The organism is Brevibacterium iodinum ATCC 49514, assembly GCF_900169265.1.
GTDB classification, from domain to species: domain Bacteria; phylum Actinomycetota; class Actinomycetes; order Actinomycetales; family Brevibacteriaceae; genus Brevibacterium; species Brevibacterium iodinum.
Genome location: NZ_FXYX01000006.1, coordinates 87,422 through 107,277 on the forward strand (window position 1 = coordinate 87,422; position 19,856 = coordinate 107,277).

Annotated in this window: 20 protein-coding genes and 1 riboswitch; of the genes, 11 read left to right on the forward strand and 9 right to left on the reverse strand. The window is 64.9% G+C overall.

What is annotated here, in order from left to right; translation table 11 throughout:
- Positions 1 to 36 precede the first annotated feature (36 nt).
- Positions 37 to 1,050, forward strand: coding sequence for an ABC transporter substrate-binding protein (locus BI49514_RS06620; RefSeq protein WP_096161459.1), 1,014 nt, complete (start codon positions 37 to 39; stop codon positions 1,048 to 1,050).
- A gap of 54 nt (positions 1,051 to 1,104) precedes the next feature.
- On the opposite strand, the gene BI49514_RS06625 is transcribed toward BI49514_RS06620, so the two are convergent.
- Positions 1,105 to 1,560: an Lrp/AsnC family transcriptional regulator gene (locus BI49514_RS06625; protein ID WP_101545364.1), complete on the reverse strand. Its 456-nt coding sequence runs from the start codon at positions 1,558 to 1,560 to the stop codon at positions 1,105 to 1,107.
- Between the two features lie 418 nt (positions 1,561 to 1,978).
- Here BI49514_RS06625 and BI49514_RS06630 point away from each other — a divergent pair, with 418 nt between their 5' ends.
- From BI49514_RS06630 to BI49514_RS06655, 6 genes are all read left to right on the forward strand, one after another.
- Positions 1,979 to 2,755 (forward strand): electron transfer flavoprotein subunit beta/FixA family protein, encoded by a 777-nt coding sequence (locus BI49514_RS06630; protein WP_101545365.1) that lies wholly within the window; start codon positions 1,979 to 1,981, stop codon positions 2,753 to 2,755.
- Between the two features lie 11 nt (positions 2,756 to 2,766).
- Complete coding sequence (locus BI49514_RS06635) at positions 2,767 to 3,744, forward strand: electron transfer flavoprotein subunit alpha/FixB family protein (protein WP_101545367.1); 978 nt, start codon at positions 2,767 to 2,769, stop codon at positions 3,742 to 3,744.
- Position 3,745: 1 nt separating this feature from the next.
- The gene (locus BI49514_RS06640; RefSeq protein WP_101545368.1) at positions 3,746 to 6,142 is read left to right on the forward strand and encodes a cytochrome b/b6 domain-containing protein; all 2,397 of its coding nucleotides are present in this window, start codon (positions 3,746 to 3,748) and stop codon (positions 6,140 to 6,142) included.
- A gap of 256 nt (positions 6,143 to 6,398) precedes the next feature.
- Positions 6,399 to 7,748 carry an MFS transporter gene (locus BI49514_RS06645; protein WP_101545370.1) on the forward strand — a complete coding sequence of 450 codons (1,350 nt, stop codon included), beginning with the start codon at positions 6,399 to 6,401 and terminating at the stop codon, positions 7,746 to 7,748.
- 69 nt (positions 7,749 to 7,817) lie between these two features.
- Positions 7,818 to 9,071: an aminopeptidase P family protein gene (locus BI49514_RS06650; RefSeq protein WP_101545371.1), complete on the forward strand. Its 1,254-nt coding sequence runs from the start codon at positions 7,818 to 7,820 to the stop codon at positions 9,069 to 9,071.
- Positions 9,072 to 9,099: 28 nt separating this feature from the next.
- Positions 9,100 to 9,807, forward strand: coding sequence for an IclR family transcriptional regulator (locus BI49514_RS06655; protein ID WP_101545373.1), 708 nt, complete (start codon positions 9,100 to 9,102; stop codon positions 9,805 to 9,807).
- Positions 9,808 to 9,858: 51 nt separating this feature from the next.
- On the opposite strand, the gene BI49514_RS06660 is transcribed toward BI49514_RS06655, so the two are convergent.
- The 5 genes from BI49514_RS06660 to BI49514_RS06680 form a co-directional block, all read right to left on the reverse strand.
- On the reverse strand, positions 9,859 to 10,521 hold the full coding sequence (locus BI49514_RS06660; RefSeq protein ID WP_101545374.1) for a GntR family transcriptional regulator: 663 nt from the start codon (positions 10,519 to 10,521) through the stop codon (positions 9,859 to 9,861).
- 84 nt (positions 10,522 to 10,605) lie between these two features.
- Complete coding sequence (locus BI49514_RS06665; RefSeq protein ID WP_101545376.1) at positions 10,606 to 11,445, reverse strand: thymidylate synthase; 840 nt, start codon at positions 11,443 to 11,445, stop codon at positions 10,606 to 10,608.
- Positions 11,435 to 11,905: a nucleoside 2-deoxyribosyltransferase gene (locus tag BI49514_RS06670; RefSeq protein ID WP_018022529.1), complete on the reverse strand. Its 471-nt coding sequence runs from the start codon at positions 11,903 to 11,905 to the stop codon at positions 11,435 to 11,437. The genes BI49514_RS06665 and BI49514_RS06670 overlap by 11 nt, the downstream gene beginning before the upstream one ends.
- Positions 11,906 to 11,977: 72 nt before the next feature.
- A complete protein-coding gene (gene thiD, locus BI49514_RS06675) occupies positions 11,978 to 12,787 on the reverse strand; it encodes a bifunctional hydroxymethylpyrimidine kinase/phosphomethylpyrimidine kinase (protein ID WP_101545377.1) in 810 nt (269 codons plus the stop codon).
- A complete protein-coding gene (locus BI49514_RS06680) occupies positions 12,784 to 13,257 on the reverse strand; it encodes an NUDIX hydrolase (protein ID WP_018022527.1) in 474 nt (157 codons plus the stop codon). Before BI49514_RS06680 ends, thiD begins: the two co-directional genes overlap by 4 nt.
- 34 nt (positions 13,258 to 13,291) lie before the next feature.
- Positions 13,292 to 13,408: riboswitch (TPP riboswitch) on the reverse strand.
- A 205-nt stretch (positions 13,409 to 13,613) separates the two neighbouring features.
- Between BI49514_RS06680 and BI49514_RS06685 the strand changes: the two genes are divergently transcribed.
- Positions 13,614 to 13,817 carry a hypothetical protein gene (locus BI49514_RS06685; RefSeq protein ID WP_018022526.1) on the forward strand — a complete coding sequence of 68 codons (204 nt, stop codon included), beginning with the start codon at positions 13,614 to 13,616 and terminating at the stop codon, positions 13,815 to 13,817.
- Between the two features lie 996 nt (positions 13,818 to 14,813).
- Positions 14,814 to 15,014 (forward strand): hypothetical protein, encoded by a 201-nt coding sequence (locus tag BI49514_RS06690; protein WP_096157499.1) that lies wholly within the window; start codon positions 14,814 to 14,816, stop codon positions 15,012 to 15,014.
- Between the two features lie 44 nt (positions 15,015 to 15,058).
- Here BI49514_RS06690 and BI49514_RS06695 read toward each other — a convergent pair whose 3' ends face one another.
- Positions 15,059 to 16,630: a recombinase family protein gene (locus BI49514_RS06695; RefSeq protein WP_244195293.1), complete on the reverse strand. Its 1,572-nt coding sequence runs from the start codon at positions 16,628 to 16,630 to the stop codon at positions 15,059 to 15,061.
- A 33-nt stretch (positions 16,631 to 16,663) separates the two neighbouring features.
- Here BI49514_RS06695 and BI49514_RS06700 point away from each other — a divergent pair, with 33 nt between their 5' ends.
- Together BI49514_RS06700 and BI49514_RS06705 are read left to right on the forward strand one after the other, a co-directional pair.
- Positions 16,664 to 17,014: an ATP-binding cassette domain-containing protein gene (locus BI49514_RS06700; RefSeq protein WP_180954359.1), complete on the forward strand. Its 351-nt coding sequence runs from the start codon at positions 16,664 to 16,666 to the stop codon at positions 17,012 to 17,014.
- Between the two features lie 82 nt (positions 17,015 to 17,096).
- A complete protein-coding gene (locus tag BI49514_RS06705) occupies positions 17,097 to 17,288 on the forward strand; it encodes a hypothetical protein (protein WP_039211572.1) in 192 nt (63 codons plus the stop codon).
- A gap of 7 nt (positions 17,289 to 17,295) precedes the next feature.
- Here the strand turns inward: BI49514_RS06705 and BI49514_RS06710 are convergent, their stop codons facing one another.
- Positions 17,296 to 18,258 (reverse strand): threonine/serine dehydratase, encoded by a 963-nt coding sequence (locus BI49514_RS06710; protein WP_101545380.1) that lies wholly within the window; start codon positions 18,256 to 18,258, stop codon positions 17,296 to 17,298.
- A gap of 145 nt (positions 18,259 to 18,403) precedes the next feature.
- On the reverse strand, positions 18,404 to 19,768 hold the full coding sequence (locus tag BI49514_RS06715) for an MFS transporter (protein ID WP_101545452.1): 1,365 nt from the start codon (positions 19,766 to 19,768) through the stop codon (positions 18,404 to 18,406).
- Positions 19,769 to 19,856 lie beyond the last annotated feature (88 nt).

Here is a 19,856-nt window from a genome sequence, read left to right on the forward strand (position 1 = left end):
AGGCCTCAACCCGCCAGATTCGAACAAGGAAGATCCATGTCACTGACACGTCTGAGCACAGCCGTCATCGCCGGAACCGCCGGCCTCGCCCTCCTCGCCGGTTGCCAAGGAGGGACCGGGGAAGCGGCATCGAGCAGCTCTTCCGAGACCCGCACCGTCACCGATGCCACCGGTGCCGAGGTCGAGGTGCCCGAGAACCCGGAGGCCGTGGCCACCCTGCACTACGCCGCGACCGAAACGCTCATGGACCTCGATGCGCCGCCCGTCGCCCAGGGAGCGTACCAGGAACCGGCCGTGCCCGAGGAATGGGTCGACGAGCTCGGCGACATCCCCGTCGCCGCCCAGCAGGAGCCCGATCTGGAGAAGCTCGCCGAGGCGGAGCCCGACCTCATCCTGTCGCCGAACGTCTACGACTCGGAGATGATCGAGCAGCTCGAGGAGATCGCCCCCGTCTACCAATTCACTCTGCGCGGCGGTGAGCGCGGGGATTGGAAGCAGCGCGTCGGGGAGGTCGCCGATGCGGTGAACAAGGCCGATGAGCTCGACGAACTCGACGATGAGTTCGAAGCCCGACAGAAGGAACTCGCCGACCAGTACTCCGATGTCACCGAGGGCACCACGATCGGGGTCGCGTCCTCGTTCGAGGAGAACTCGGCCTATCTGTGGGGCAGCGAGAACATGCTCGGCACGATTCTGACCCCGCTCGGCTTCGACTGGTCGGCCGATGAGGACGCCATGGTGGAGAAGTACGGCAATGCCGACCAGGAGGGCAACAAGTCCGGCAAGGCCGAGCCCGAAGCTCAGATCTCCCTCGAAGTGCTCGACAAGAGCCTGTCCGATGCCGATGTCATCTTCGTCGACTCGGACCTGCGCGGTGACTACGACAAGCTCACCGAGGCGCTGCTGGACTCAGCGGTGTTCAAGGACCTCCCCGCCGTCAAGGCCGGACACGTCTACCCCATCGGCAAGGCCACGATCGCCGGTTACGCGGACGCGGAATACGGCCTCGATCTGGCCGAGCAGGCGATCAAGGAGTACCAGAAGGACTGAAGCCGGTCCGGCTCAGCCGGCCGGGGACCCGGGGTCAGCAGGCACCGGGCTCGCTCAACCGGCACCGGGCCGGTGACCCTCCGCCTCGTCGAGGATGAGCAGGGAGCGGGAGGACACGACTCCCGGCACCTCGTGGATCCGCTGCAGGATCACCTGCGACAGGGCCGTGTTGCCCGGGGCATTCACCGTCACCAGCGCATCGATGTCGCCGCTGACGGCCTGCACCTTCTCGACGAAGGGCAGTGCGGCCAGATCCTCGCGGACCTGAGGCCAGGGCCGCTCGTCGATCTTGACCACGACGACCGCGGTCACGCTCATGCCGAGGGCCTCGCGGTCGACCTCGGCGGTGAATTTCCGGATCGCCCCGGACTCGACGAGGGCGGTGAAGCGCTTGTGCGCGGCCGAACGCGAGATGTGGACGCGTTCGGCCAGCTGGCGCACGCTCAGGCGGGAATCCTCGACGAGGGCGGCGATGATGCTGCGATCGATGTCGTCGAGATCGAATGCCACGGGCGCTCCTTCACCGTTGATGTCTGCGTCTTGCCTGCGACCTCTGCGTTCAACCTGCCCTGATGCACTCGCGCGGAGAGGCGGCGGTGGGCACCGGGAGGACTGGTCGGTCTCCTTCCCATTCTAGGGCCCCGCCTCGGCGAGGGGATGACCTTGCGTCGAGGTCCCGTCGTCGACGACAGGGGGACCGCCTCGGCGAGGAAAGTCCGCATGGTTGCGGAGTCCGACGCGCTGGACAAATTCTGTCGATCGTTCGTACAGTAACGGAGATATCTGTGGTGCCTACCACGTACCATGGGTGATGGACATGATCGGTTCTAACCCGGACCCGGTCAACGGACGGAAATCAGCCACCTGTAGATTATGAGACGAAAGTCTCACGCAGCTGGAACTGCTTCACGAACCTAAGGAGTCATCCTTGAAGATCGCGGTGTTGGTCAAAGAGGTCCCGGATACGTACGGCGACCGCAAGTTGAACTTGGAAACCGGGCTCGCCGATCGCGGCGCCTCGGAAGCCGTCCTCGATGAGATCGGTGAGCGTGCCCTCGAGGTCGCCCTGGCGCAGAAGGACTCCGACGGCGACACCGAGGTGACCGTCATCTCGATGGCGCCCGATACCGCGACCGCCACGATCCGCAAGGGCCTGGCCATGGGTGCCGACAATGCCGTGCACGTGGCCGATGAGGGTTTGGCCGGTGCGGATCTGGGCCTGACCGCCGAGGTGCTCGCCGCCGCTCTGCGCCGCGGTGAGTTCGACCTCGTCGTGACCGGCAACGTCTCCACCGACGGCAACGGCGGCATGATGCCGGCGATGCTCGCCGAACACCTCGACTACCCGCACGTGACTGGCCTGACCACCGTCGAACTGAGCGACGGCAAGGTTGCAGGCACCCGCGCGGTCGAAGGCGGAAAGCAGCAGGTCTCGGCCGAACTGCCTGCCGTCATCTCCATCACCGAGGCGCTTCCCGAGGCTCGATTCCCGAACTTCAAGGGCATCATGGCGGCGAAGAAGAAGCCCTTCGAGGTTATCAGCCTCTCCGATCTCGACATCGATGCCGAGGACCAGTCCGTGGCTCGCTCGATCATGGTCACCGTCGCCGAGAAGCCGCCGCGCGAAGCCGGCGAGAAGGTCGTCGACGAAGGCAATGGCGGCGTCGAACTCGCCGAATACCTCACCAAGAACCGTCTGGCCTAAGGAGAATCGTCATGTCAGAATTCCCGCAGGATTCCATTCTCGTCGTCCTCACCGCCGATGCCGAAGGTCAGCTGGAGAAGCCGGCCGCCGAACTGCTCGGCGGAGCCGCTGAGATCGGCTCGCCCGTCGCCCTCGTGCTCGCCGCCGGAAGCGCCGAAGCTGCTGCCGAGAAGGCCGCCGAACTCGGCGCCGTGGCAACACTGACCGCCGCAGCCGCCGAGGGCAACCTCGGCACCGCAGCCGTCGACGCCGTGGCCGCAGCCGCGGAGCTCACTGCTCCCGACGCCGTGCTTGTGCCGAACACCCTCGACGGTCGCGACATCGCCGGTCGCTACGCCGTGCGCAGCGGATCGGCCGTGTGCGTCGACGCCGTCGGACTCGAACGCGACTCCGAAGGCATCGTGGCCAACCACTCCGTCTACGGCGGCGGCTACACCGCATCCTCGGCTCCGACCTTCGGTGCCCCCATCGTCACCGTGCGCCTGGGCTCGATCGAGGCGCGTGCAGAAGCTCAGTCCGCGAACACGCAGGCCCTTGAGGTCGCCGATTCCGGTAAGCGCTCGGCTGCGATCGACTCGTTCGAAGCCGTCGTCGAAACCTCCTCGCGTCCAGAGCTGCGCGGTGCGCAGAAGGTCGTGTCCGGTGGTCGCGGCGTCGGTTCGGAGGAGTCCTTCGAGCTCGTCGGCGAATTCGCCGACACCCTCGGCGCAGCCCTCGGCGCCTCCCGTGCGGCCGTCGACGCCGGCTACATCGCCCAGTCGCATCAGGTCGGCCAGACCGGTGTGTCGGTGTCCCCGCAGCTCTACGTGGCTCTCGGCATCTCCGGCGCGATCCAGCACAAGGCCGGCATGCAGACGTCGAAGACCATCGTCGCAGTCAACAAGGACGCCGAAGCCCCGATCTTCGACATCGCCGATTTCGGCGTCGTCGGCGACCTGTTCAAGGTCGTTCCCCAGGCCATCGAATCACTGAACGAGAACAAGTCCTGATATGGCAACCTATTCCAGTTCGCTGCGCTCGGGTCTGCCCCGGGTCGAAGGCGGAGACCCCTGGCCCCCGGAGGGCACCATCGGCCAACCCTTGGAAGAGGGCGCTTCATGGCTGCCGGAGACTGCCGAGACGGAGGAACTGGATGAAGGTTCCCCCGCCGAGGCGGCCGACTCCGATGTGACCGAAGCCGAGGAATCGACGGGGGCAGATGCTTCCGCTGAAGCCGATGAGCCCGCTGAGGATTCGGTCGAGGAGCCTGCTGAGGCAGTTACTTCTGCCGAGGTGCCTCTGCGTCGAGGTCTTCCGCGCGTCGAGGGTGGAGAGCCTTGGCCGCCGGAAGGCCTTGCTCCTGCCGGAGTGAAGGCCACCGGTGCTTCTGCTGCGCCCGCAGTGTCGGCCGAAGTACCAGCTGCCGAAGAGGATTCCTCTGTCGAAGATTCGACCGAGGAATCGGCGTCCGTCGAGTCGGACGAAGAGTCCTCGGCCGCTCCTGCTGCCGCCGCGGCAACGGCTGGAGCCGGCGTGGCTGCAGGCGCTGCCGTCGCCACCTCTGCCTCTGATGCTGAGTCGGCTGGGGCAGAACCTGCCGCCGAGGTTCCCCTGCGTCGCGGTCTGCCGCGTGTTGCCGGTGGAGATCCTTGGCCGCCGGAAGGCTTCGCGCCCGCCGGCGTCAAGGCCGCAGGCATTGCTGCTCCGGCAACGGCTGTATCCGCTCCTGCCTCGGGCACTGCGGAGGAATCCGCCGCTCAGGCCGACTCTTCCGGTACTGCTCCAACTGACGCATCAGCCGATTCTGCCTCCGAGTCCTCGTCGGCTGCTCCCGCGGCAGCCGCCGCTGTTGGTGCAGGTGTTGCCGGTGCCGGTGTGGCTGCAGCAGCCGCGAGCGGTGCGGGCTCCGGAGAACTCTCCGATGTACCGCTGCGCCGCGGACTTCCCCGCACCGCCGGGGGAGACCCCTGGCCACCGGAAGGCTTTGCTCCGGCGCACGCTGCCAAACCTGCCGCAGGCTCGGCCGCCGCTTCGGCTCCGGCTGAAGAGAAAGCCGCAGACGCTAAGTCGACCGATGCCGCATCTGCCGAGGCGGGCAAGCCGGCCGAGGCGAAGCCGGCTGCAGCTGACGAATCCGGTGAGAAGAAGCCCCAGGGTCGACGCACCGGAATCGGCGGCGTCGGTGCCGGTGCGGCAGTCGCTGGTGCGGGAGCCGCCGCCGGTGCAGGTGCCGCCGCAGCGGGAGCCGCCTCGGCGTCGGAGAAGAAATCTGACGAAGCCGAGAAGAAACCCGCTCAGCGCAAGCCGATGGCGAAGACGGCGGCGAAGACGGCGGACAAGCCCGCTCAGCGCAAACCGATGGCCAAGCCCGCCGCGAAGGCGGACGAGAAGGCTGCCGCACGCACCGCGGACAAGCCGGCCGCGAAGACGGCACCGGCCGCAAAGGCCACGTCTTCGGGTTCGGGCAGTACTGCCTCGGCGAAGCCTGCAGCGAAGAAGGAACCGATCATGATCGGTTCGAAGTCGCTGGGGCAGTGGTCCAAACTCGTCGGGCTGGGACTCGGCGGACTCATCGTCGCAGCCGGGATCCTCATCCTCGCCGCGCGCGGAGTCACGACCCTGCCGGGCGTGCCGGAGTTCCTCGAACGCTACCCGGGCGAATACCACATCCCGGACTTCGTCGATCCCGGCTTCCCGGGCTGGGTGCGGTGGACGCACTTCCTCAACATCTTCTTCATGGTGCTCATCATCCGGTCGGGTCTGCAGGTGCGTCACCAGCAGAAGCCGCCGGCGTTCTACACCCCGAAGAAGGGTGGGAAGAAGATCAGCATCAACCTCTGGCTGCACACGAGCCTCGATCTGCTTTGGCTGGCCAATGGTGTGGTCTTCGTCGTGCTGCTCTTCGTCTCCGGGCACTGGGCACGCATCGTGCCGACCAGTTGGGAAGTGTTCCCGAACGCGCTGTCGGCGGCGCTCCAGTACGGAACGATGGAATGGCCGATGGAAGATGCGTGGGTCAACTACAACGCTCTCCAACAGCTGATGTACTTCATCATCGTGTTCATCGCCGCACCGTTGGCCGCGATCACCGGCGTGCGGATGAGCGAATGGTGGCCGAAGAACGCCACGACGCTGAACAAGATCTACCCGGCGCCGCTGGCTCGGGCGATCCACTTCCCGACGATGCTGTTCTTCGTCTTCTTCATCCTCGTCCACGTGTTCCTCGTGTTCACGACCGGTCTGCGACAGAACCTCGGGTACATGTTCGCCGGCACGGACGTGGTCGGATGGGCCGGTCTCATCTGGTTCCTCATCGCGATGGTCGTGGTCGTGGCCGGTTGGTTCGCCGCCAGGCCGCTGCTGCTCGCCCCGATCGCGAATCTCTTCGGACGCGTGTCGAGCAGGTAGGCGACACCGCCCGCATCAGCGAAGCCCCGCACGATCGAAAGGTCGTGCGGGGCTTCGCTGTGTCGGGGCGAGTTCAGTTCCAAGGCCCTGTCGGACATGCAGTCCGGCGGGTCCTTTCGCCTGCCGCTTTCTGATTGCGCGCAGTTCTGAGCAGAAATCTCTTGACCGGGTGACCGGGACACAATAACCTTAAATGCAACGCAGTTGTAAAGAATGCAACACCGCGTTGTCACTGTTCACAACGATGGAGAAGACAATGAAGTCCGACCTCGCTCCAGAGGACAACGACGCTGTGAAATCAGATGCGTCGGCGACCGCGCAGCCGAATATCGAGCAGAAGCGGACGCTGCGGCGCGTCGTCTCCGCCAGTTTCGTCGGCAACTTCGTCGAATGGTTCGACTACGGCGTCTACGGGTATTTTGCGACGACCATTGCGATCGTCTTCTTCCCTGAGTCCGAAGGCAATCTCGCGCTTCTGTCCACTTTTGCGGTCTTCGCCGTCTCCTTCGTCGTCCGCCCCATCGGCGGCTTCATCTGGGGTCATATCGGAGACAAGATCGGACGACGTTCCGCACTGTCCGTCTCGATTCTCATCATGTCTGTCTCGACGTTTGCCATCGGTCTGCTGCCGAGCTTCGCGGTGGCCGGATTCCTGGCGCCTGTGCTGCTGCTCGTCGTCCGCCTCGTGCAGGGCTTCTCCGCCGCAGGCGAATATGCGGGGGCCTCGGCGTTCCTCGTCGAATACGCACCACCGCGGCGACGCGGTCTCTACGCAGCCGTCGTTCCAGCCAGCACCGCCACCGGATTGCTATTGGGATCGGTGCTCGCCGCAGTCCTCTCGTCGACGCTGAGCGATGGACAGCTGGAGAGCTGGGGTTGGAGGCTCCCATTCTTCCTTGCCGCGCCCATGGGACTGATCGGCCGCTATATCCGAACCCGACTCGAGGACACGCCGGCATTCCGTGAACTCGCTCAGCAGGATGAAGTGATCAAAGCCCCGGTCTTCGCCATGTTCCGGGACCACTGGCGGCCCCTGGTCATCTCGATGTGCGCGGTGCTGCTCAACGCCGTCGGGTTCTATGTCGTCCTGACCTATATGCCCACCTATCTCACGACCGAGCTCGGCTATGGGGCTACCGAATCATTCATCGCCACCACCATCGCTCTCGTCACCTATATCGGTTTCATCCTGCTCACCGGTCTGGCCTCGGATCGGTTCGGTCGCAAAAGGATGCTCATCATCGCGTCAGTCACTTTCATCGTCCTCACGGTGCCGGCCTTCATGCTGCTGGACGCCGGCAGCTTCACGCTCGTCGTCCTTGTCGAGATCGGACTCGGAGCCATGCTCACCCTCAACGACGGCACTCTGCCGAGCTTCCTTGCCGAGATGTTCCCGACACGTATCCGGTACACCGGGTTTGCCGTGAGCTCCAACGTGTCGAACGCCCTGTTCGGCGGCACCGCACCTTTTATGGCCACTCTGCTCATCGGCCTGACCAATTCGCATCTTGCCCCCGGTTGGTACCTCATGGCTGCGGCCGCAATCTGTCTCGGTGCAGTCATCTGCGCCAAGGAGACCTTCCATAAGCCTCTGCGCGACGTCTGAAGTCGTCCAGAACCCCCACCACGCCGCCGCGGCACCGAGACGGCGGTGTCGAACGAATAGGAGAAACCCATGACCACCTTTGCTGACAACGCCTCCGTCGCTGACCTCGAGCGGCTCAAGGTCCTCCACAACGGGTCCAAGACACCGCTGACCTTCTCCGATGGGGAGATGGAGCGGAGACTGACCGGACTGCGCGCCATTATGGCCGAGAAGGAGCTCGACGCAGTGGTCCTCACCGCTTATCACAACATCAAGTACTACTCGGACTTCCTCTTCACCTACTTCGGTCGCTCATATGCCATGGTCGTCACGGCCGACGACACGGTGACGATCACCGCGAATATCGATGCAGGCATGCCGTGGCGAACCAGCTACGGGGAGAACATCGTGTACACGGATTGGCGTCGTGACAACTACTACTATGCGATCCAGGAGGGCCTGCGTCAGCGCGGAATCGGAAACCCGCGCCGTCTCGGCGTCGAAGACGACAACCTGCCCCTCGAGAATCGCAACAGGCTCCAAGATGCCTTCCCTGCAGCGGAACTCGTCGACATCTCGAAGGAGTCGATGCGCCAGCGGATGATCAAGTCACCCGAGGAGATCGAGGTGATCAAGCACAGCGCTCGAATCGGCGACCTCGGCGGTGAGGCGATCAAGGCCGCCATCACCGAAGGCATCAGCGAGTACGAACTCGCGCTCATCGGCACTGAGGCGATGACTCATGAGATCGCTAGGACGTTCCCCGACCAGGAGATCCGTGATACCTGGGTGTGGTTCCAATCGGGTATCAACACCGATGGCGCGCACAATTGGGCGACGACCCGCAAGATCCGAAAAGGTGACATCCTCAGCCTCAACTGCTTCGCCATGCCGACCGGCTATTACACCGCGCTGGAGCGCACGCTCTTCTACGGAGAGCCCGACGCTCGGTCGCTCGAGCTGTGGAACGTCAACGTCGAAGTGCACAAACGCGGTATCGAACTCATCAAGCCCGGCGCTGTGTGCAAGGACATCGCCGCCGAACTCAATGAGATCTACTTCGAGCACGGACTCTTCGAAAACCGCACCTTCGGGTACGGACACTCATTCGGAGTGCTCAGCCACTACTATGGGCGTGAGGCCGGGCTTGAACTGAGAGAAGACATCGACACCGTCATCGAGCCGGGAATGGTCATCTCCATGGAGCCGATGATCACCATTCCCGAGGGGCAGCCGGGTGCCGGCGGTTACCGCGAACATGACATCGTCGTGGTCGGGGAAAGCGGTTCCGAGGACATCACGAAGTTCCCGTTCGGGGCCGAACACAACATCATTCCGGCCTGAGGCACCGGCTGGCGAATATACTCACACCATGTCCCGACAATCGCCTGACAACCCACGCCGCGGTGCCTCGGTCATCGAAAACACCGTCGCCATCCTGCGCTGTTTCGCGCCGGACCGGCAGGAGCTCGGTGTCACCGAGATCGCACCGCGCGTGGGGCTGCACAAGAGTTCGGTGTCGCGGATTCTCGCCTCGCTCGAGCAGGAGGGGATCGTCGAACAGGCGCCGTCCAGGCGGTATCGGCTGGGTCTGGGAATCATCGCGATCGCGGGCCCTCTGTTGGCCGATCTTGATGTTCGCAGGGCAGCGTATCCCATCCTGCAGGCACTCACGCGGGCCACTTCCGAGACGAGTGCGCTGATGGTGTGGGACGGCGCCGAGGCGGTCACCGTCGAACAGGTTCCGAGTCCCGAGCCGGTCAAGCACACGTCCAGTCTGGGGTCGCGATATCGGACGGAGGGAAGTGCCTCGGTGAAGGTGTTCCGCGACGCCGGCGACGGTCCGGATCGCGCCGGCGGTCCCGCTTATGCACTCAACGATGCCGAAACCTCTCCGCACGAGGTCGGCATCGCCGCACCCGTGCACGACCATCGCGGTGAAGTGGTCGCGGCCGTCCTCATCGCCGCACCGAAGTTCCGCACCGATGCGACCCGCATCGCCGAGCTCGGCGAACACTGCGTTCAGGCGGCGGCGCGGGTCTCGCTGCGCCTCGGTGGTTCAGGGCGGCAGCGACTCTGAATCTGTGTGCGATGACGGGACCGTGAAGCGCGGGTCCAGTTCTGGCTGGGCTCAGCGCAAGGTGGCGCGGACGGTCTTGTCGAACTCGCGGACGTGCTCGGCGGCGCGGGCGGCCACGGTCTGTTCGTCCCCGTCGAGGATCGCCTCGAGCAGATCGATGTGCTCGCGGATGTGAGTGACGAGATCCGGGATCCCCGGGATGACGAGGCACCAGATGCGGGTGGCCAGATCATCGAGGCGGATGAGGGTCTCCGATAGGTGCGGATTGTCCACCGAGCTGTAGATGAGGCGGTGGACGTCGAGATCGCGTTCCATGAGGGTCCGCTGCTCGTCGGTCGCCTCGAGTGCCTTGAGACCGGCGATCGCGGCTGTGAAATCCGCGCGACGCTCCGGCGTGAGGTTGCGAGCCGCGCGCCTGGCGGCGATGGGCTCGAGGGCCTCCCGCATCTCGGAGATCGCCGACAGATCGGTGAGGTCGACGTTGGTGGCGAAGGTGCCGCGCCGCGGATAGGACACCACGAGGTGATCGCGCTCGAGTCGCTTGAGGGCCTCGCGGATCGGCGTGCGGCCGACCTCGAGCTCGGCACTGAGGGCCGCCTCATTGATCGGATCGCCCGGAGCGATGTCGAGCATGATGAGACGGTGGCGGAGGATCTCATAGGCATGATTCGCCAAGGACGTCGTCGGTGACGTCGCGTCGGCGGATGTGCTCATGAGAAGACCCCTCGTAATCTCTGCGGCAAATGTATTGCATCGGCTGGAATTCTCTGCCTACACTACAGGAACGCATCTGATATATTAGTTGCCGATCAGCTGGGAAGGGCCGATCGCGACAGGTCGAAGGAGATCCATGACAGAGCAACTCGCCAATCCCGCCGAAGCCGGCACGGCCAGTGCCCCGGCAGGCGCTTCCGCTGGGACCTTCCCCAGCCGCGAACCCGTCGAGCTGAGCACCTCGATCGTCGAACTCGATCCGCAGATCGCCGGATTCATCGACGCCGAGCCGACGTTGTGGATGTACACACCCGGGGTCAGGCCCAGCATCGAGGCGAGAAATTCTTGGATGAACGTGAAGGAGAACGTGTCGTTGAGCAGTCCCATGTACGCGTCGTTGGCGCGCATGAACGCGACCATGTGCAGACGGTCCTCACGGCGCAACAGCTGGAGAGCCAGCGTGCAGGAGACGTCGATGTTGCGGCGGTAGATGTCTTCGGAGTCGTCGAAGATCTGCAGAACGGCACGCTTGCTCGCAGGGTCATCCTCGCGGAGGATGTTCACGATTCGTTCGATCGCAGTCTCGTCGCCGACGTGTCTGAGCAGTTTGGGACCATACCCGGTGCCCGGCAGGCTGAGGCCGTCGGGACTGTACCGGCTCATCGAGGGTGCGTAGGTGCGGATGAAGTCGAGGTCGTTCTTCCCTGAGAGGTACCACAGTGCTTCGGCGTAGTTGAAGATGATGTTCTGCCGACGAGACCTGGCCAAGCAGTACCGCCGGGCCGGGTTGGTCAGGCGTGCGGTGTAGCCGATGATTTCGCGTTCGTCCTGCCCGCGGGGACTGTTCTGGTATTCGAACCCGGTGTAGACCTGTCGCAGGGAATCCAGGTAGAGCGTGTGGAGGTCGGGATACTCAGGCTTCACTGACGGCTCCTGCCTGCGCGTGCTCGATCGCGGTGAGGATGCGTGGTCCGGTGGGCTGCTCGGGATCGATGGTGATCATCTGGACGTCGGCGACCGCTGAGAGGCCTCGGACGAGGAACGCGTACTCGGCTCCCTCGTCGAGGAGTAAGACGATGGGTTTGTTCCAGGCGGAGGCCCACCCGATCTCGATGTGCGTGCCCGGGGATGCCGGTGCGCCGGGGAACGCGACGAAGACGTCGCAGGCGGCGATCTCCGTGTAGTCGATGCGTGTGCATTCGCTGGGTTCCATGAACTCACGGCCCCAGTGCTCTCTGCGGTGGGCGCAGTGCACATCCCACCCCTGGGTTTCGAAGAAGTCGATGATCGAGGTGTACTTGTCGATCGCGGCGTCGCCCATCACATGGGTGTCGGCGTCGACGAGAGCTTTGAACGGGCCGGCGAGAAACATCTTTCGCGTCATCGTCACGGCTCCTTTCATGAGTCGAAGTGGTTAGCTCTACCGATCGGAACGAGGAGGGGCTGTTCTGCATCCCTACCCGCGCGGCCAGAGCTGGTGGAAGTGATGCAGGGGACCGTGACCTTGGCCGACGTCGAGGCGGTCGCTGGCAACGAGAGCGCCGTGCAGGTAGGTCTTCGCCCGTTCAACGCTTTCGGGCACGGTGTGGTCAGGCAGCAGTGCGGTGATCGCCGAGGACAAGGTGCAGCCGGTGCCGTGGTCGTTGAGGGTTTCGATCCTGGGAGAGGTGTAGGTGGAGATCCCGTCGGGGCCGGCGAGGTAGTCGACACTGACCGTCTCGTTCGTGAGATGCCCGCCTTTGAGTAGCGCCCACTGACAGCCAAGGCCACGCAGCCCGGTGGCCTGGTCCTCCATCTGCCCCAAGCGGGTGACATCTGTGGTGTCGAGGAGCACGGCGGCTTCGGGAAGGTTCGGGGTGATGATCGTGGCCAGTGGCACGAGCGTGTCTCGGATGGCTGCGACCGCATCGTCGTCCAACAGCCTGTCGCCGCTCTTGGCGACCATCACCGGATCAAGGACCACGGTCTCGGCTTCGTGGTATTGCAGGCGCTCGGCGATGACCTCGGCGATCGCGGCGTTGGCGACCATACCGATCTTTACCGCGTCGACGCGCACATCGTCGAACACTGCATCGATCTGCTCACCGACGAAAGAGGGATCAAGGGGCATGAACGAGCGCACACCGCGCGTGTTCTGTGCCACGACCGCGGTGATCGCGGCCATACCGTAGCTGCCCCTCGCTGAGAAGGCTTTGAGATCGGCGTGGATGCCCGCCCCGCCAGTGGGGTCGGTGCCTGCGATGGATAGGACGTTCTTGATCGTCATGCGTGCACTTCCTTCTGCTGCTGTGTGGCGGCGTAGCGGGCGACCTCGGCGACATCCTTGCTCAGAGTCAGGCGGGCCTCGTCGACCTCGTCGAGGGGGAACCAGCGTGCTTCGAGGGCGTCGTCGCCAGCGTGGGGTTGCCCCGAGCGCCACTGGCAGAGCACGGCGATAAGCACGTAGTGACTGTCCAACCGTCCAGTCTCGTCTCGGCTGAACGCGTCAACGGAAGTCAAAACACCGGTCGCCTGACCGATGATGCTGGTTTCTTCACCGAGTTCGCGTTCGGCGGCTTTGGTGATCGTTTCTCCGAATTCGATCTTCCCGCCCGGGAATCCCCAGAATCCTGCATCAGGAGGGTTCGCGCGACGCACCAAGAGGACATGGTCATCTTTGATGAGGACGGAAATGACCGCGACCCTCGGGCGCACCTCGACTGAGGACGTCGCGGGGCCGACAACAGAATGGGACACTGTAACCTCCTAATGGGGAGGCCAGCGAAGGAAAGAAGCCCTGCTAGACCAGTCCCTTCGCCGGCATGATCCGGATCAGGTTCTAGGGTCACCACGCTGACAACGTCCAGTGGTATCTCAGCCCCTTGACGGGACACCCCTCGGTGCAACCCGAATCTACCAGAATGCCGTCACAGATACACCCTGCGCGGATTGCCCGCTGCGGGATGCTGGTGTTGGGATCGGCTGCGCACCTATCCAGTGCTGCGACTGTGCCCGATGGAGCAAGTGCCCGTCTCACGGGTGGAGTCACTGGTCGGTGTCGGCCTTGGACGGTAGAATGGAAGGTGTCGGGCGAGCATGAAGGAGGACAGGTCATGGCGACGACGAAGGCCCTGGAACAGGCCGAGATCGACCGGCTCGAAGCGCAGGTCACTGCGAGCCAGCGGATGGCTAGCGAAGAGGAGACTGACGCCGACCGTGCCCTGGGCCGCAAGGTGCTCACTGGAGAGATGTCCGCCGATGACGCCATCGCCGTCCGGCTGGCGCAGATCGACGCGAAGCACGGCATCACCCGGTAACACGCCGCGGGCCAATGTCTCGGGCGGGGGTGGACGGTGATGCCGGATCATTACACGTATCCCGGCACCGAGGTGCTCGTCAACATCCCCGGCTACACCGACCCGGCGGCGTGGAAGGAAGCCGAGACCGCCCACGGCGCGAGATAGGTGCCCTGGATCACGAGCTGCGAGCGGCGTTGCAGCGGCGAGCACACCGCCTCGACCCCGACCCGCCGTTCGGTCCACCAGACCAGGGGCGGGGGCCACATGACCGAGGACTCGGACTATGAACACTCAACGTACCGCCACAGGCGAGCGGAACGAGAGCAGCGTGCGGGCGGCCCAGTCACGTCCGGGCGAGGAGAACGGGTCCGCAAAATGGGCGGACCCGTTGATCACGACGCAGGCCAACCTCTCAGGGCGAAACCCCTGGCACGGTGGGAGGAAATTTCCTCCCACCGTGCCAGGGGGACGCCCACGGTGCCGCCACTGTGGCGGCACCGTACGCCTCGCGCGGGCAGGCCATGGTGGTGCCGAATCGGCACCACCATGCCATCCGCAGGTGCGAACCGTGCAGGGGCAACGGGGCCGGAAAATTTCCGGAGCCGTTCACCGGCCCCCGGCGCGGGCACGGTCCTGCAAAATTTGCGGGACCGTTGGCTTGGGCACGGGGGTGGAAAATTTTCACCCCCGTGGGCTCGAGCCGACCGTGGTGCCACCGTGGCACCACCGTCAAGAACGAGGGCAGGTCGACGGTGGTGGCAAATTGCCACAACCGTGCTGCCGGAGATGACGACAGCGGGCTGACGGTGGTGCACAATTTTCACCACCGTGACGTTCCGCTGGTGACTGCTCCGGGGGCGCCGAATCGGCACCCCCGTGCCCGACCCCGTTTTCGGGGCCTCCAAGGGCACGACAGCACTGACCATCCACATATAGTAGCTCGCTCCTGCGCGGATGGCTAGATGCAGTGATTGCTGTTTTTGAACCTCGGGTGTATAGGCGTACCTGTCGGGTATGAACAGTATCCCGACACCCCAGACCCATACGCCCACCACGACGACGAGGCCGCGCCTGGCGATCGACGACGAGGCCCTGACCGACACCGACCGGGAGACGATCCGGCAGGCCGCGAAGACCACAGCCTCCCGGTTCCCGCCCATGAGTGCCGAGCAGGCCGAGCTGATCCGCCACCAACTCCGCGGCGACGCCACCTGACCCACCCGGCATCCTGACCGTCTCGGCATCGAGCCCCACGTCCTTTAGAGTGCGCGGGGCTCGATGAGTACCCGCTCGGGCTCGAAGGCGTTCTGGCCCCGGTTCTGAGTCTGCTGGATGCGGACGTTGAACGTGGCCTTGATGATCTTCCTCCGCTCCAACAGTGGCAGGCCCGCCCACGCGGCAGGCACATCCTCGGCGGTGACCAGGGCACGCACCCGCTCGTCGTTCACCGGGGGGATGAGCGCCTGCTCGGCCTCGGCGATCTGGGGCCGCAACGCGGCTTCCAGCTTCGTGAGCGTGTCGAGGTTCAGACTCCCGGCCGCGTACTGGGCGATGACCTCGTCCAGGCGGGCCTGCAACGCCGCCCGCTTCTGCTCGGCAGCCTCGGCAACCTTGAGCCAGTCGCCGTCGTCGTCGCCGGTGAGCCAGGCGAGGTTGGTCGGGTTCTGGAACCACTCCAGCACGACCTGCTCGACATAGGCGTCCAGGCCCGGCTGGGAGATCATCGTCTTATAGCACCCCCGGAACTGGCACTGGTACTTCACCGCCGGAGTCCTCTCCTTCTTCCGCATCGTGGCCCGCTTCAAAGGGCGGCCGCAGTAGTGGCAGCGGGCGATGTGGACCATGAGCGTCTTCGCGGCCATCCCGCCACCGCCCTTGACGAGACGTCCGGGATCGGCGAACAGGCGCTGGATCTTCTGGAAGTCCTCCCACTCGATCAACGCCTCCCACTGCGCCTGGCCGATGACCTCACCGCGGTAGACGCGCTTGCCGGCGATGGTGGGGTTCTGGAGCACCTGGCGGACGGTGTAGGTATCCCAGCCGCGGGGACTCTCGGCCCACGGCTTCTTCGGTGTCGGCTCCCCAGCATCCTGCAACCGCATCGCTATCGAGTACATGGACTTACCAGCCAGCACATCACGGGCGGCATCGCGGACGATCTGCCCGGTGTGGGGGTCGGGTTCCTGACGCAGCAGGACACCGGTGTGCTGGTCGTAGACCCGCCGGTATCCGTACGGGAGGCGACCGTGGGGGCGGCCCTTGTCCGCGTTGAGCTTGACTGTGCGCAACTGCCGCTCGCGCATCGTGTTCGCGTCCGCTTCGGCGCGGAGGAACTCGAAGCCCATCATGAACGTGTCATCGGAGCGGGAGAAGTCATACACCCTGCCGTGGGTGAGGTAGAGGACCCCGGCGCGCTGGCAGGCCTTGCGCAGCTGCACGTAAACCTCCATATCGCGCCCGGCACGAGACGGCTCCCAAGAGGCAAAGCCGCCATACCTGCCGGACTCGATCAAGGCCATGGCCTCGTCGAAGCCCTCGCGTTCGCGCCTGCGCCACTGCGAGGCCGACCGGTCAGCATCGCGGACGATCGCCTCCGGGTACCATTCGATCGGCAGGCACCAGCCGACCATGTCAGTGAGCTGGTCATCGATCGAGCGCATCAGCTTGTGCCGGTCCTGTGAGGCCCGCCCATACAGGATCGAAGCGGTCCAGTCGTCCTCGGCCATCTCCCGGAGTCGCTCGACCGCGGTCCGCAACTCCGGCGTGAGCAGCGGTAGCTCCAAGAGCCTGTTCGTCGTGGTCGTGTTGGTGTTCGTTGTGGTGGTGTTCATGGACATCAGGTGCGTCTGCCTTCCCTCTGCCCCTTGAACTTGATCGACGAACCGACCACGGGCCTCGACGTGGCCGCCCGCGAACAGCTGCTCGAGACCATCGACGCCCTGTCGGTGCGCTCGCCCGAGCTGTCGACGCTGCTGGTCACCCACCATCTCGAAGAGATCCCGGAGACCACCACGCATGCCGCGCTCATCTCTGACGGTCGGCTGACCGCCGCCGGTCCCATCGTCGAGGTGCTCACCTCCGAGCAGGTCTCGGCCGCCTTCGACCATCCGATCGAGGTGGGCTTCGCCGATCGCCGCTGGTCCGCACGTGCTGTTCGGGCCGGCGCGGCACCTCGGACGACCGGTGCAGGGCGGATCGCTGTCGCGCTCGGCTGACGAACTGCCTCCCTGCTGAGGATCGGCTGGGACGATCACCGCGCGCATTGCACGGCTGTGCACTCGCGCCTAGGCTTGAAGCATGAAGATGAGTACCGTGTGGAGCATCATCGGCGCGATCATCGCCATCATCATCGCGTGGTGGGTGGTCAACGTCGCGTTCTCCATTGCGTGGTTCCTCGTCAAGGCCATCATCACCGTCGTCGTGGCGCTCGCGATCTTCGGCCTCATCAAGGCCTCGCTGAAGTCCAAGGACCGCGACCGAACGCGCTGACTGCGCCTCAGAGATCGCCGAGGCTCATGTTCGCCCCGCAAAGGACGACGCAGACCTTCTCCCCCTCGGCCGGCACATAGCCGCACACAGTTCTCCCGTCGCTCACCGACTCGCCGTCGTGACCGCTGACTCCCGCCAGCGCCGTCGCCGCGGCATGCTCGACCGCCAGCCGGTGTTCGTCCCACAGTCGCTGCCGTGCTTCGACGATCGCGTTGTCGCTGACCAGCACCGAGGTGACCAGATCCGACCGTGCCGCCTCCAGTGCCAGCGGTGTGGCGCGACGGGCACCGAGCGAATCCGCGGCCACCGAATCGACCGTGACGTCGACCGGCTCGTCCGCCTCAATCGCTGCATTCAGCGCTCGGCAGTTCTCCGGCTCAACAGCGACAGTGCGCACTCCGTGATGAGTCGCCGCAGTCGCGATGCCGGCGAACAGGCCGCCTCCTCCGACCGAGACGACGACCGTGTCGAGATCGGGCACCTGTGCCAGGATCTCGGTCATCAGCGTGCCTGCACCGGCCGCGATGAGCGGATGGTCGTAGGCGTGCGAGGCCAGCGCACCGGAGGACTCGACGAATTCCTGGCAGGCGGCGGCCGCCTCGGCGAATTCGGAACCGCCCAACTCCACTCGCGCACCATACGATCGCAGCCGTTCGACCTTCACGCTCGGCGCGGTGGTCGGCAGGAATACGGTCGCCGGTACCTTGGCGACACGGGCGGCCCAGGCGCAGGCGAGTCCGGCGTTGCCGCCCGAAGCGATCGTCACTCCCGCCTCGGGGAAGGTGCCTTCGGCAAGGTGAGCCTGGATGAAGTTCTGCGCACCGCGGGCCTTGAACGTGCCGGTGTGCTGCATGAACTCGAGGGCGAAGAACAGGCCGTCCTCGCCAGCTGGGGCCACGGTCATCGGTCGCACTCGTCCGGCGATCCGTGCGGACGCGGCTTCGATGTCGGGATACGTCAGCCCAGTCATCTCATCAGACTATGCGAGAGCTGCTGAGACGGTGCGCCGCCTCGGTGGATTGTTGGGTCGATCCACGGCGTTTCAGGCGGAGGAATCACCGTGGATCGACCAGGAAATCGAGGTGCAGGTGACGAACCAGGGGTTCGCGGCAGTCTCAGTGATGCTTGGTCAGGCCGAGGTCGTTGCCCTTGGTCTCCTTGACGAGGCTGACGCCGATGAGCGAGATGACGCACACGATGATCATGTAGATTGCGATGGAGATCGATTTTCCGGTCTCGGCGAGCAGGGTCTCGGCGATGGTCGGGGCGAAGGCACCGCCGAGGATCGCACCGAGGGCGTAGCCGATCGAGACGCCCGAGTAGCGGACCTCGACAGGGAACATCTCCGCATACATCGCCGACATCTGGCCATAAGACAGGCCCATGCCGACAGTGAGGACGAAGATGCCGATGCCGTACATCCAGATGTTGGCCATATCGATCATGAGGAAGGTCGGGATGAGCCACACGATGAGCAGGACGTACCCGATCTGGAAGGTCCGCACGCGACCGAGCTTGTCCGACAGCGCCCCGCCCCACATCGTGAACACCAGCCAACCGAAGCTCGCGAGCGTCGTCGCCAACAGTACGGGTGCACGGTCGAGGCCGACGGAACCGCCCTCGGCGATGGGGCGTGAGGCGTAGGCGGCGAAGAACGCGATGATCATGTAGCCCACCGCGTTGTTGCCGATGAAGATGAGCGCGGAGAGGACGACTTCCTTCGTGTTCTTCTTGAACAGGGTGCCCACCGGAGCCGAGGATTCGGCCTTGCGCTCGGCGAGCTCGGCGAAGACCGGGGACTCCTCGACCTGCCGGCGGATGTAATAGCCGACGAAGACGAGGACGACGGAGAAGAGGAACGGGATCCTCCATCCGAAGCTCGCGAACTGTTCGGCGGTGAGGACCGTGGTGAGCACCCAGATCACGCCGGTGGCGAGGATCATGCCGACCGGCACGCCGATCTGCGGGTACGCGCCGAAGATGCCGCGCTTGGAGATCGGGGCATGCTCGACCGACAGCAGCGCGGCCCCACCCCATTCGCCGCCGGCGGAGAAGCCCTGCAGGATCCGAAGCAGGGTGAGCAGGATCGGGGCGCCGACTCCGATCATCGCGTAGTTCGGGAGCAGGCCGATGAGCGAGGTCGCGGCCCCCATGAGGATGAGCGTGAGAACGAGCATCTTCTTCCGTCCGATCCGATCGCCGAGGTGGCCGGCGATGATCGCACCCAGGGGGCGGAAGAGGAACGAGATTCCCAGAGACGCCCACGCCATGATCTGACCGAGCGCCGGATTGTCCGCGGCCAAAGGGCCGAAGTACTGGGCGGAGAGGACGATGCCGGCGGCCTGAGCGTAGATGAAGAAGTCATACCACTCGATGGTGGTGCCGACGAGAGTGCCAGCGAGGACCTTACGCTCCTCGCGGGTTGTCGTATGTGAGGTGGCCGGATTCGGAGTGACCGGGCCTGAAGCGGTGGCGGACATGAGCGGAACCTTCTGTTGCTGGGCGACTTTGCCGGGTGCTGTCTCCGGAGGCGCTGGTCCTCGACTCTGAGTGATCGCGGGTGCCTCG